11 protein-coding genes are annotated in these 12,630 nt (G+C 43.7%); 3 read left to right on the forward strand and 8 right to left on the reverse strand.

What is annotated here, in order from left to right; all coding sequences use genetic code 11:
- The first annotated feature begins 36 nt into the window (after positions 1–36).
- Together RKD52_RS13795 and RKD52_RS13800 are read left to right on the forward strand one after the other, a co-directional pair.
- The gene (locus RKD52_RS13795) at positions 37–999 is read left to right on the forward strand and encodes an MBL fold metallo-hydrolase (protein WP_454100130.1); all 963 of its coding nucleotides are present in this window, start codon (positions 37–39) and stop codon (positions 997–999) included.
- 22 nt (positions 1,000–1,021) lie between these two features.
- Positions 1,022–1,258 carry a glutaredoxin domain-containing protein gene (locus RKD52_RS13800; protein WP_454100131.1) on the forward strand — a complete coding sequence of 79 codons (237 nt, stop codon included), beginning with the start codon at positions 1,022–1,024 and terminating at the stop codon, positions 1,256–1,258.
- A 46-nt stretch (positions 1,259–1,304) separates the two neighbouring features.
- On the opposite strand, the gene RKD52_RS13805 is transcribed toward RKD52_RS13800, so the two are convergent.
- The 5 genes from RKD52_RS13805 to fadH all read right to left on the reverse strand — a co-directional run bounded on the left by RKD52_RS13805 (position 1,305) and on the right by fadH (position 5,594).
- Entirely contained in the window at positions 1,305–2,201 is an 897-nt protein-coding gene (locus tag RKD52_RS13805) for a manganese catalase family protein (RefSeq protein ID WP_454100132.1), read from the reverse strand.
- A 98-nt stretch (positions 2,202–2,299) separates the two neighbouring features.
- Positions 2,300–2,959, reverse strand: a complete 660-nt coding sequence (locus RKD52_RS13810) for a DUF3993 domain-containing protein (RefSeq protein ID WP_454100133.1) — start codon at positions 2,957–2,959, stop codon at positions 2,300–2,302.
- 182 nt (positions 2,960–3,141) lie between these two features.
- Entirely contained in the window at positions 3,142–3,381 is a 240-nt protein-coding gene (locus RKD52_RS13815; RefSeq protein WP_369732835.1) for a hypothetical protein, read from the reverse strand.
- A 56-nt stretch (positions 3,382–3,437) separates the two neighbouring features.
- Entirely contained in the window at positions 3,438–4,658 is a 1,221-nt protein-coding gene (locus RKD52_RS13820) for an EAL-associated domain-containing protein (protein ID WP_454100134.1), read from the reverse strand.
- 129 nt (positions 4,659–4,787) lie between these two features.
- Positions 4,788–5,594, reverse strand: a complete 807-nt coding sequence (gene fadH, locus RKD52_RS13825; protein WP_454100135.1) for a 2,4-dienoyl-CoA reductase — start codon at positions 5,592–5,594, stop codon at positions 4,788–4,790.
- A 157-nt stretch (positions 5,595–5,751) separates the two neighbouring features.
- Here fadH and RKD52_RS13830 point away from each other — a divergent pair, with 157 nt between their 5' ends.
- Complete coding sequence (locus RKD52_RS13830) at positions 5,752–6,564, forward strand: metallophosphoesterase (RefSeq protein WP_454100136.1); 813 nt, start codon at positions 5,752–5,754, stop codon at positions 6,562–6,564.
- Between the two features lies 1 nt (position 6,565).
- On the opposite strand, the gene RKD52_RS13835 is transcribed toward RKD52_RS13830, so the two are convergent.
- The 3 genes from RKD52_RS13835 to RKD52_RS13845 form a co-directional block, all read right to left on the reverse strand.
- Positions 6,566–8,665 (reverse strand): sensor domain-containing protein, encoded by a 2,100-nt coding sequence (locus tag RKD52_RS13835; protein WP_454100137.1) that lies wholly within the window; start codon positions 8,663–8,665, stop codon positions 6,566–6,568.
- 166 nt (positions 8,666–8,831) lie between these two features.
- On the reverse strand, positions 8,832–10,943 hold the full coding sequence (locus tag RKD52_RS13840; protein ID WP_454100138.1) for an RNA degradosome polyphosphate kinase: 2,112 nt from the start codon (positions 10,941–10,943) through the stop codon (positions 8,832–8,834).
- A 157-nt stretch (positions 10,944–11,100) separates the two neighbouring features.
- A complete protein-coding gene (locus tag RKD52_RS13845) occupies positions 11,101–12,627 on the reverse strand; it encodes a Ppx/GppA phosphatase family protein (RefSeq protein WP_454100139.1) in 1,527 nt (508 codons plus the stop codon).
- Positions 12,628–12,630 lie beyond the last annotated feature (3 nt).

Here is a 12,630-nt window from a genome sequence, read left to right on the forward strand (position 1 = left end):
GATGGGAGAAATCAATGATCACAAGGGGGTAAAAACGTGTCGCTTGTAACCAAAATGGATGAACGTTCAGCAATCATCGACAGTCATGATTTAGGGATGACGGGTCGTACAAGTTCCTATGTATTACTTGAAGAGAATATCACACTCTTTGAGCCTTCATCAAGTCCTTCTGTTCCACATATTAAAAATGGGTTGAATGACCTTGGCGTCCGGCTTGAAGATATTTCCTATATTATTGTTACCCACGTCCACCTTGACCATGCAGGCGGAGCCGGTTTGCTTCTTGAAAGCTGTCCGAATGCAAAGGTTATCGTGCATCCGAAAGGGGCAAGGCATTTAATCGATCCCACCAGGCTGATTGCCGGTGCAAAAACGGTGTACGGCGAACAGTTTGATGATCTTTTTTCGCCGATCGTGCCTGTGCCCGAAGACCGGATTATCGCCATGTCAGATGGCGAATCCATTCAGATCGGACCGGATTCAAAACTCACTTTTTATGATACACCGGGGCATGCCAATCATCATTTCAGCATTTTAGACCATAAAAGCATGAGTATGTATACAGGGGATACAATCGGCATTTACTATCAGGAGCTGCTTTCTGAAGGGCTTGAATTTTATTTGCCGTCCACTTCCCCGAATCAGTTCAACCCGGAAGCGATGCTTAAAGCCGCGGATTTATTTGACAGCCTGGACTTAAAGGCAATCCATTTCAGTCATTTCGGAGTGAGCCGCAATCCAATAGCCGCTACGGCTGCGCTCAGGGAATGGCTGCCGGTCTTTATCAGGGCAGCGGAAACAGGCGCTGGTCAAACCGGGGTTCGTTCTTTAGAAAAAGCAGCAGAACGTGTTAAAATGGAACTTCAGCACGAGATTTATGCGTATCTTGATTTAAAAGGCATCCCAAGATCACACAGTGTATACAGAATACTGGATCTTGATTTATCCGTCTGTGCAATGGGTCTTGTCGATGCATATGCCAAAAAGATAAAGAGCTGAAAAAAAAAGGAGCATGACAGGAATGAAAGAAGTAAATGTTTATACACAGCCCGAATGTCCTCCGTGTCAGATCGTCAAGCAGTTTTTAGATCATCACGGGATACAATACAAGGTTTTCAATGTAGCAGAAGATGCTGAAGCAAGAAAGAGAATGACAGAAAAATTAAAATCTTTTTCTACACCAACAGTGACGGTCGACGGGGAAACAGTAACTGGATTCGATTTGAAAAAGCTTGAAAAACTGCTTGAAATTGGCTAAACGAGCAAAAAGGATGTCCCAAAGTTTTATTTTTGGGACATCCTTTTTATATTCCCGCTGACCTCATCAGCCTTTTAGCAATTTCATCAAAATCCTCTTTAGAAATGCCCGGTGCGAATTCTTCAGGTACTTCATCCAGTTCCGGCACCGGAGCTCCTGATGGCATTCCGTCAAATACTTTTAAAGGCTGGCCGTCAATCGGATGCGGTCCCTTCCAGATTTTATTTATGTCCCTGTAATCCGTATCACTGAACGTATAAAGCCTCAGATGGATGCCCATGTCCTCGAATTTTTTCGCATCGGCGAAGGCTTTATTATCAAGATTAGGTATCGGCAGCATTTTTCCGACATCAACACCTGTAATGACTTCAAGAGCTTTTGCATAGGCAACGACATGTACCCCGCCCCGAACGAGCAAGTACCCGATCATCTCTCTTGCAACCGGGTGGTCCGTCATCTCATACACTCTCATTTTATGCGTCCTTGCCCCGCATTCAAGGAAAAAGTTATGAAGCAGATCAAGGACCAGATTCCCGCTGTTGAATACATTTTCTCCCGTCCATGGTTTTCCCATCGAGTCAAATGGATAGGAAGTCTGTGCCGTCTGAATGAAATGCTGGCTGTTCCTTTTGTCCTTTGCCCCCTGCATAGGTGTTGCATCAGGAGGCGCAGGATACGTTGAACCGGTGAGCATTAAATTGATGGTATTGGAAACGAGCTCAACATGGCCAAACTCCTCGGCTGTTATGCTAGAGACCAGGTCATAAAAAGGCTTCAGCTTTTTCTTCTGCCTGAAATTAAACGACTGAAACATATAATTATTCAGCGTTGACATCTCTCCAAATTTTCCGCCGAGCAGCTCCTGAACGGCAGCTGCCGCATTTGGATCCGCATACTTCGGCTTTGGCAGCTCAATCAGCAGCCGGTTAAACCGCTTTATCATCCCGTAATCCCCCTTTAAAAGAGTGTTTCCCTCTAAAGGGTATGCAGGCCGGGATTTGTCTTATTACCTGTCTGATGTCCAGGGTGGTTTCTTTCTTATCACTCCGCATATCCTGCAGCACTTGCCTGAACGTCAGAGGCGTAAGCGCTCAGCAGTGTTTTCATTTGAAAATAAGGGTTCCAAATAAAACTGAAACCGTCCTCATTTCCAAATGAAACAGCCTCCCGCTTATCGAAAATCAGACTGACATTAAACGGCTTCTTCTTTTCTGGAGATTCTATTTTAGGCTCAGTCTCTGAAAAGACGACATCATCAATTTTGTACCCGCCGTTCTCCTTCACAAACAGGACAGCCTCATAATGGTCATCATAGCTCACAGGCCCCTCCTCTTCTGCAGGAAAAAACTGAAATAATTTATGCGTATTCTTTTCAGCGCCGAACGTCATCTCTTCGTCATAATTAAAGTAAGGCATGCAGTAAGGGGTAAAATCGCTGCCGTATACGATATAGCCGTTTTCAGTTTCTTTTACGTTCTCTTTTACATACGTTTCAATAAATGAATGCGTGAAATAAGGCTCCATCATAGCCTTTATTTCCTTTAATGGCCGTTCCTTTTCGGTGAGGGCGGCTTGTACCTCTGACGCCTTCTGCACTGCCTGAACCGACTGTTCTTCAGTCAGCAGTTCCTCAGCAGAGCCTACATGTCCATAACCCAGAAATACTATAAGTGCGACGAGTGTGCTTAAAAGAAGTTTCATGTCATTACCCTCCCGCTAATATCTGTGCTTAAATTTTATCAGAGTCTGTGTCGTTTTCATCCAACGATAATCCACAAAATACCATCATTTTCTGACAATTTCTCTTATTTTAATCCTTACCCTATTGAGAAAAGGATAATCGTCTTTTTTCCAAACAAAAAACAGCAGCTGACTGCTGCTGTTTACCATGTACGTGTGAAAGCAAGATAAAAAATGTAGATTGCAATGAAAGCTGCTGCAATCAGGCATGCCAGGAATATTGGATTGCGGATATAGGGATGGGCCTGAATTTTCTCATTCATTTGGGTATCGTGTTCGCTCTTTCTAGTGTCCACAAGCCGGCCTACACCAATGGTATACAGCAGTCCGCCTGCTGCAATCATAAATGCCAGGATAGCCAGAGCGAGTGTGAATTTGTCCATATTGTCACCCCTTAGAGCGTTCTTTCTTTCTAGGATGGCGCAATGAACAAAATTTATTACAGCAGCCCCTCATTTTCATAAAGATAGGAATAGGGCAGATCGAGAAACAGGTAATGCTGCTGATCAATCGGGTAGGAGAACGTTCTGATGGATTCACCGGTTTCAATGTCGCTGTACACATCACTGAAAAAGCCTTTTTTTCTGATCTGCATCTTCATGATATTTTCAAGAAAATAAGGGCGCCAGCTCCAGTTTTTATGATGATGGTGAGGCTGAATTTGCCATTCATTGTCTTTTTTCAGGAAGTTCGAGCTTTGCTGAAAACCGTCACCGTCGCAGACATAGATCCTGAAACAGCAATCGTTCAGTTCTTCTGCAAGTTTTTTTATTAATTCATCAAATGATCCGGCAGCATGCCTGGATTCTTTTGCAAAAAGAAGGCTGATTCTTTGGTGAAACTGTTCAGACAGGTTATAGAAATGCTGCAGTTTTTTCTTTTCGTACCTGATAAACGCCTGAAACTCTCCTGTCATTTTCTCTTTCAGGAGGTAAGGTTCTATTTTCCCTTCTCTTGGCGGCTGAAGATAATCCCCCTGAAAGAAACGGCCGCCATTTTTCCACGCGTACTGAAATTGAAAGTGAAGGTCAATTTCGCTGTACAAAATGGCTGCACCAATTTTTCTTGCAAGCAGAGATATGGAATACAGAACATCGTGATACGTTTGCAGAGGAGACGTTAACCTGAGAGGCTGCAGATCAATCTTCAGGATATTTGGCATCAAAAGAGCAATTCTGTCCAGATTGCTGCTTGCTTTCCCTACATTCTCAACCGCCATTTTAATGCCGTATGTCCGGTAATAGGTAAAAACATGTGTAAGCTGCCGAATATCTCCAGTAAATGTATGTTCCGTAATTTCAATCACGATCCGATCAAGATTTCCGCCCTTTTCCTGCCATTGAAACAATAGTTCGAGAAGGCTTTCACCGTGATCGAGCATGAGCAGGTTCGCATCTCTGTTAATAAAAATCAGGGTATCATCAGCCGGATCAAGAAAACGATCCAGCGCCATATGTAAGATGTGGTAATCTGCCTCGAGTCTGTATTCATCAGGAATGGAATCATCTCTAAAAAATGGCCCCATGCTCTTCCATTCATTATCAATGTAGATTCTCCCCACAATCTCATACCCGATGACCTTTTGTTCATCCGCACTGAAAATGGCCTGGCAGAACGGTTTTGCGCGCTCCAGGTTAGCCATGATATCCAATGGATCCATATCCCATTCCCCGCTTTCTCTCTTTGTTTTTGTATGATTATACCATAGAGGGAGGCCGGTTTAATGGTGCTTAAGATATGAAAAAAGATGCTCTGAAGCGAGCATCTTTTTTGAATGTATCGTCAGTAATTAAAACGGGTGCTGATTCAGCCATTGTCCCCCGTCTAATGTAATGCATTCCCCGTTCATGTACGAGGCTTCATCAGAAAGAATGAACGAAGCAAGGGATGCGATTTCCTCCGGTGTTCCAAGACGGCCGAGCGGCACACTTTTCAGCGTTCTTTTAGCTGCTTCCTCAGATTGAAACAGCTTGTCAGCTCCCCCAGTTCTCTCAATGGGACCAGGTGCGATGGCATTTACCCGAATGCCGTATTTTCTTCCCCATTCAACAGCAAGCGTTCTTGTCATGGACAGCACGCCTGCTTTCGCTGCAGCAGAGTGAATGACACCCGCTCCTGCTCCCCATGCATATGTAGCAACCATATTCAGAATTGATCCTCTTTGCTGCTTTTCAATCCAGTACTTCCCTGCTGCACTGCTGCAGTAAAACGTTCCGTTCAAGACAATATTGATAACGGAGTTCCATCCATTAACAGAAAGCTGTTCAGCAGGACAAATGAAATTCCCCGCAGCATTATTGACAAGTCCGTCAATTCGTCCGAATGCTTCATCCGTTTTGCGGATCAGTTCTTCCGACATTTCAGGCACCCTCACATCCATCTGAAAAGGAGTGATTGTCCCTTCAAGACCTGTCATTTCTTCTTTGGCTGCTTCTAAATTTTCAAGTGATCTTCCGGTAATAACAACGTTCGCGCCTTGTGCAGCAAACTTTGCCGCCATTGCTTTTCCCATCCCGCTGGAACCGCCTGTTACAATAATTACTTTATCCTTCAACAAAAACACCCCCAAAATGAATGACCATTCATATTTTACCATAGTTTTCAAATAATTAAAATAATTATCTGAAAAAGAGGAAAACGGGCCGTCTTTCTAAAAGTAGTAGGGGCAGTTTTTAAAAAAAGGGGGCGGCGGTCTGGAACACACCCATTCAAGAAGGAGTTTTCTCAAACTTTTTTTATCAGCAGCTGCCGGGATGCTTCTTGCTCTTTTTTTCGGCTATGCTTATGCAAGATATATTGAGCCGAAATTGATAAAAGTGACTCAGATAACTATGAAAAACGCCAAAATCCCTCCGGCCTTTGATGGCCTTAAAATGATTCAGTTCAGCGATACCCATCTGGGTCATGATTATTCAATTGACCAGCTTGTCAAAGTTGTCAGTAAAATAAACCAGCTTTCCCCCGATATTATTTTATTTACAGGTGATCTTGTCGATAAACCGAATCAATATGAATATTTGCATAAGATCGCCCCTGAACTGAAAAAATTAAAAGCACCGCTCGGAAAATACTCCATATACGGAAATCACGACCATGGGGGATACGGCACAGACGTTTATAAGGCCATAATGGATGAGTCCGGATTTTCTCTGCTGAAAAACAGCGGCAAAAAGATTGCATTGCTGGATGGTTCATTCATCTATTTGGCCGGGATCGACGATTTGATGCTTGGAAAACCTGATTATCAGCAGGCACTTGCCGGAGCAGACAGCAGGCATTTCACTCTCCTTCTCGCACATGAGCCGGATGCCGCACTGGAAACGAAAAAGCACCCTGCAGACTGGCAGCTTTCAGGCCACAGCCACGGCGGCCAGGTCCAGCTGCCCCTGTATGGCCCGCTTGTAACTCCTCCCTTTGCTTCTGTCTATACAGAAGGCATGTATGAAGAGGATGGGCTGACCCTGTATGTGAACAGGGGGCTTGGTACAACGAGGCTTCCTTTCCGATTTCTTTCCGTTCCTGAAATCACTGTTTTCACTTTAAAAACAAACGAAAAAAGCACCTGAATTAAGGTGCTTTTTTGGTGCTGCAGCTGAACCCGGACGTTATTTCTGACGGCAAAAGCGGGCCTGAAAAATAAAACCCCTGGCCCCTGTTGCAATTCAGCGAGAGCAGCCACTCCGCCTGATTCTCAGTCTCAATTCCTTCTGCAAGAACTTCAAGAGAAAGGCTTTGAGCAAAGTGAACGATTGAAGCAATCACAGCTCCGTCTTTGCCATCACTAATTTCGCCTTTAATAAATGCAGGGTCGATTTTTAAAAGGTCCACAGGATACGTTTTAAGGCTTTGCAGCGAAGTTAATCCGCTCCCAAAATCATCAATCGCGATCCTCACACCAATTTCTTTAAGCTTCTTCAAAGCAAGTGAAGCTTCTTTTTGATGATGAAGCGCGCTTTCAGTCACTTCGAGTGTAATTTGCCGGGGCATAATCTGATAGGTCTGAAGCAGCGACCGAATCATTTCAGGAAGGTTGCGCTGCTGAAATTGTTTGGAAGACAGGTTGATGGAAATGCATTGGTCCCCGAATCCTTCAAACCTCCACTCTGCCAGCTGCCTGAACGCTTCTTCCATAATCCATTCTCCAATGGGAATCATTAGTCCTGATTCTTCTGCAGCAGGAATGAATTCGGCAGGAGAAACGTTTCCAAGCACCACGCTTTCCCATCGGACAAGAACTTCAAAACCCTCTGTCGCGCCCGTTTCAAGGTTAATCTGAGGCTGATACACAAGGTGAAGTTCATCGTTTTCAATCGCCTGCCTGAGGCCTGAATCCATAGCAAGCAGCCTTTTTGACCGGTGATTGAGCCCGGCATGGAATACTTGAAATTGTCCCCTTCCCTGATGCTTGGCATCATATAGGGCAAGATCGGCCCCCGCAATCAGTTCTTCCCCGCTTAGTCCATGCTCAGGGTACAGGCTGATTCCGATGCTCGGACTGACAAAATAGACAAGTTCATTGAGATAATAAGGGTCGGCAAACAAATCAAGGATTTGCTTAGCGTAAGTTACTGCTTCCTTTTGATTTGTATTTTTGAATAACAGAATAAATTCGTCCCCTCCGTGTCTGTAGACACTGAAGGACGGTGCTTCAATTGACTGCAGGCGAGCGCTTACTTTTTGCAGGAGCAGATCTCCTGCTGCGTGACCTGCCGTATCATTCAGCCATTTAAATCTGTCAAGGTCTATATACATGAGCGCATGAACAGAGCCCGCATCGCTGCTGAAACATTCCTTAAGATGTTTTTCAAGGGCCGTCCGGTTCAAAAGACCGGTAAGAGCATCATGAAAAGCCATATGACTGATCAGGGCCTCGTGCCTCTTTTGCTCAGAAACGTCTTTAGCAAACAGATAGATGCCCTGAACGCTTCCATTTAAGACAATCGGAAATGTTTTCAGGTGAAGGTTCCATTCCTTGCTTTTCACTGTCAGCTTGACGTCTGTCTCAAACGTTCTTCCTTCAGAGGCTTCCGTTAACAGCTTTTCAGTTTCAGCTGCGTTCTTTTCAAACAGTTTGAATATGGACTTCCCTGTAATTGAAATCGTTACTTTTTTAAAAAGATTAATTGCAGCGGGATTCGCCGACAGGATGGTGCCGTTCAGATCGAGTGAGAGGATGCTGTCATTCGTGTGATCGAACAGGGACCTGTATCTCTGCTCGCTCTCAATAAGCTTTTGCCTTTCAAGCATTCGATCAGAAATATCCCTTGTGACTGAAATAATATAGATGACGTCTCCTCTATCGTTTAAAATAGGCGTAAGCATCGATTCGCCAAACATGCCGGACCCATCCAATAACTGCACTTGATCCTGAAAGGAATAAGGTTCTTTTAACTCAATGACGGTCCTGTACATTTCCGTGAGGTGAAGGGAGACGTTTTTATCCATCACATCCGAAAGCGCCATGCCCCCGTAATCATCTGGAAGACCCGCATGCCTCACTCCTTCGTCATTCACAAATACATACCGCAGCTGGCCCTCATCAACCTTCATCAGAAAAACAAGGTCTTTTATATGTTCAAGAATAATAGCAAAAATAATCGATTCTATTTTTTCAATGTTCTCTTCTGAACTGAAATCTTCTGTAATGGCTTTCTTTAATTTATTCATGATACCCTCATTCTTAACATGGTCTTATTCTATCACTGCACCGTTTTTAATAAGTCTTTTTTCATAGTATCATATCCTGCGGTGCCTGTACTATGATTCCTTGTGTGAAATTGAGGGTACCATTTTCTTCACGGCAAAAAAGAGCACCTGAAAGGCACTCTTCTGATTATTCCTCATCCTCAGAAACTCTGTAGGATAATTTCCGCAATATTGCCTGGCTGTCAATCTCCTCTTCATCAGGCAGCCTTGTTACATAGTGATAGTCACCCGACGCATCCTGTTCTCTTGCTTTTACGTTATCAGCCAGCATAATATCAAGCATAGAGAAGATTCTGGATTTTATTTTACCATCAAACACAGGAAATAGAATTTCAACCCTTTTTTCCATATTTCTGGTCATCATGTCAGCAGAGGATAAAAACATTTTCTTTTCGCCGTTGTGATGAAAAGAGTAAATCCGGCTGTGCTCAAGGAATCTTCCGACAATGCTTCTTACCCGGATTTTTTCACTGACTCCTTCAATTCCCGGTCTAAGGCAGCACGTGCCCCGCACAATCAAGTCAATCTTCACTCCTGCAATAGAGGCCTCATAAAGCTTCATAATAATCGCCTTATCTGTCAGCGAATTCATCTTCGCAATAATTCTGCCGTTTCCGAAATGACGATGATAATCGATTTCCTGATCAACAAGCTTTAAAAAATCCGTCCGGATATCAAATGGTGCGACAGACAGATGATGAAATTCCGGTTTTTCTGTATAACCGCTTAAATAATTAAAGAAGTTCGTAGCATCTATTCCAAAATGGTAGTCAGAAGTGATTAGACTCATGTCCGTATAAATTTTCGCTGTCTGATCGTTGTAATTTCCGGTCCCCAGATGAACAAACCGTTCAATCAGGCTGTTTTTCCTTCTGACAACAAGCGTGATTTTGCTGTGGGTTTTTAAGTAGGTCATGCCGTAAATAACATGACATCCCGCTTTTTCCAGTTCCTTTGCCCACTGAACATTGTTTTCTTCATCAAACCTTGCTTTAAGTTCAACAAGGACGGTTACCTGCTTGCCATTTTCAGCCGCTTTTTTCAGCGCTTCAATGACGGGCGATCCTCCGCTTACCCTGTATAGTGTCTGCTTGATGGCTAATACATCGGGGTCTGCCGCTGCGTCTCTGACAAAATCAATCACAGGTTCGAATGATTCATAGGGGTGGTGCAAAAACAGATCCTGCGCGGCAGCTGTCTCAAAAACATCATCATCAGCAAGAAGATCTTTCGGAGGCTGGGGAATAAACGTTTCAAACGTAAGATGTTCAAATTTAGAACTCAGTTCTTTATAAAAACCAAACAGAAAAGTAAAATCAAGCGGCCCGTCAATTTCATAAACATCGCCGCTGTGGATCTCAAGTTCTTCAAGCAGATAATCCAAAACGTGCGAATCAAAGCCGTTTTTTCTTACTTCAAGCCGGACGGCTGCACCCCATTTTCTTTTCTTCAATTCTTTTTCAATTTCCTTCAGAAGGTCTCTAGCTCCTTCTTCATGTATCGTCATATCAGCGTTTCGGGTTATGCGGAAAGGAGTGACTGACAAAACTTGATAGCCGTGGAACAGCTTATGTATATGGCGTGTAATCACATCCTCCAAAAGCACATATGCGCAGTCATTTTCGCCTGAAGGGATGGAAATAAACCGGTCGAGCACAGCCGGAACCTGCACAATGGCTGTTTTTGCCCTGAATTCTTCTGTTTCAGAGTGATCTTCAAGCTTAACGACAAGATTGAGGCTTTTATTCAGAAGCATTGGAAATGGCCTGTATGCATCAACAGCCATTGGGGTGAGAACGGGAAATATGTGCTCGTCAAAGTGTTTTTCAATGAGATCAAGCTGATCCATGTGCAGGCTGTCTAAGCTTAAGAATAAGATTCCTTCTTCCTTTAATGCAGGGAGAATCACATCATTATAGGTGCCTGCCTGGAGATCTACAAGTTTATGATTCAGTGCTGATATTTGCTTAAGCTGCTGTTTCGGGGTAAGTCCTGCTTTGTTCTCAGGCTTGCCGAATCCCGCTTTCACCTGGTCCTTTAGACCCGCAACCCTGACCATAAAAAACTCATCAAGGTTTGAGCTGAAAATCGCAAGGAACTTCAATCGTTCCAGAAGAGGATTTCTGCTGTCAATCGCCTCTTCGAGCACTCTTTTGTTAAAAGCAAGCCAGCTGAGCTCCCGGTTATTGTAATAGTGAGGGCTGCCAAGTTTTGCCTCATCGGTGTGTAATGTGCTCATAAAAAAGTCACCCTTTTGAATTAGTCATTTGGATTCATTTGTAATGATAGCACTTGAGTTTAAGAGGAATGTAAATGATGTGTAAAGATTATATGTGGTTTATGTAAATGCTGCAGAAAAAAGAAGAGCATCTCCTCTTCTTTTTTCCTTTACTAATCTATTGCTGAAACTTCAATTGAATGTTTTTCTTCAGCAATTTTTCAAGATTCTTTTTTTGTTTTTCTGCCTGGTACTCCTCTGGCATAAAATTGCCTTCACAATAAATCGTGCACACTGTACGGTCGATATCATCCTGCAGGCTGACTGAACGGACAACATTTCTTTTTGTCGCATTCAGACTGTAGGCAAATTTTATAATCGCCCCAAGCAGCATAATGTTGTGCTGCTCCACCTTTGAAAACCAGTGTTTGAAAGGAGCTGAATATTGTTTGTAGGCAGACTTGCTTTTAAAGGAGGCGATCAGGGCAAGCTTCAGTCTGTCTCTATGGGAAAGACCGTCTATCGTGCGGTTGGCGATCAGGTAAAAAGTATGCTGGCTGCTTGATTCGGAATCAATGTACTGTCCGAGATTATAAACAAATGATCCTTTCCTGATCAGGCGGATATCTTCTTCTGTATAAGAAATTTTCCCCGCAGCAGCTAAACCGGAATACAGCTCAAGGGCAATTTTTGTGACATGCTGCACGTGATCAAGGTCAATGTCATAATCACTCAGCAATTCGTGAAAGCTTTCTTCAATGACACTCGGAAAAATGGCTGTTCCTGTGCCTCTAGTAAGCTCTTCATAAAATACCCCGTCCCTCAGGCCCTTTCGGCTCAAGATAAACCGGTCTGAGGCCGTAATGTCGCTCAGAGTGACAAAAACCTGCGCTGCCGGAAGAATAATATCAGCCCTGTCTTTTGACAGACCCTCCGTTCTTTGCAGCTCATGCATGGACATAGGGGAGAGAAATCGCTGAACATCCAGGAGATCGTTTGCCGACATTTCATATAAGTGGACGCCGGCAAGCGGATATTCCTGCATGGCCTGATGGATTTGAACAATATTCCGGGCACTTCCCCCAATACCGACAACCGGCAGACGTTTATTGATAAGCCAAGGCAGTGTTTTGAAGTTTTCTTCAAGGTAAATCCTTAGGTCGTGCAATTCCGTCTTTGTCGGTTTCTCCCCTTTTACAAACTCTTTTTTTAAAGATAGAGCACCGAAAGGAAAGCTGTGATAATTTATGAGCTTCCGGTTTTCAAAGTAGGTAATCTCGGTACTCCCCCCGCCGATGTCAATTGTAATTCCGCTCCTGATCTGAGTGGAATTTACGGCTGCAAGGAAACCGTAATAAGCCTCTTCATATTCGGAGAGAATGCGGATTGTAAAATCTGTTTTTTCTTTGACTATTCCCAGTACGTCGTCCTTATTGACAGCCTGTCTGACGGTCGCCGTAGCTGCACACTTCACATCTTTAAGGTCATGATGCCTCGTTACTTCCTGAAAACTGAGCAGAGATGAAACTAAAACGGTGATTCCTTCGTCGTTTAAGATGGACTCATCTGTTAAATAATTCCTCAGCCTCGCCGAAATCTTTACATTTTCAATTTCTTTGAGTCTCCGGCTTTTATCGCGCTGATAAATAACCAGTCTCATTGTGTTGGAGCCAATGTCAATAATCGCATATTTTTCCTTAATCATCTG

Source organism: Metabacillus sp. SLBN-84, assembly GCF_053629595.1.

Bases quoted from the DNA above. Each gene is read 5' to 3' on its own strand.
- RKD52_RS13800 (WP_454100131.1), top strand. From the start codon at position 1,022: ATGAAAGAAGTAAATGTTTATACACAGCCCGAATGTCCTCCGTGTCAG.
- RKD52_RS13805 (WP_454100132.1), bottom strand. From the start codon at position 2,201: ATGATAAAGCGGTTTAACCGGCTGCTGATTGAGCTGCCAAAGCCGAAG.
- RKD52_RS13810 (WP_454100133.1), bottom strand. From the start codon at position 2,959: ATGAAACTTCTTTTAAGCACACTCGTCGCACTTATAGTATTTCTGGGT.
- RKD52_RS13815 (WP_369732835.1), bottom strand. From the start codon at position 3,381: ATGGACAAATTCACACTCGCTCTGGCTATCCTGGCATTTATGATTGCA.
- RKD52_RS13820 (WP_454100134.1), bottom strand. From the start codon at position 4,658: ATGGATCCATTGGATATCATGGCTAACCTGGAGCGCGCAAAACCGTTC.
- fadH (WP_454100135.1), bottom strand. From the start codon at position 5,594: ATGGTAAAATATGAATGGTCATTCATTTTGGGGGTGTTTTTGTTGAAG.
- RKD52_RS13830 (WP_454100136.1), top strand. From the start codon at position 5,752: ATGCTTCTTGCTCTTTTTTTCGGCTATGCTTATGCAAGATATATTGAG.
- RKD52_RS13835 (WP_454100137.1), bottom strand. From the start codon at position 8,665: ATGAATAAATTAAAGAAAGCCATTACAGAAGATTTCAGTTCAGAAGAG.
- RKD52_RS13840 (WP_454100138.1), bottom strand. From the start codon at position 10,943: ATGAGCACATTACACACCGATGAGGCAAAACTTGGCAGCCCTCACTAT.
- RKD52_RS13845 (WP_454100139.1), bottom strand. From the start codon at position 12,627: ATGATTAAGGAAAAATATGCGATTATTGACATTGGCTCCAACACAATG.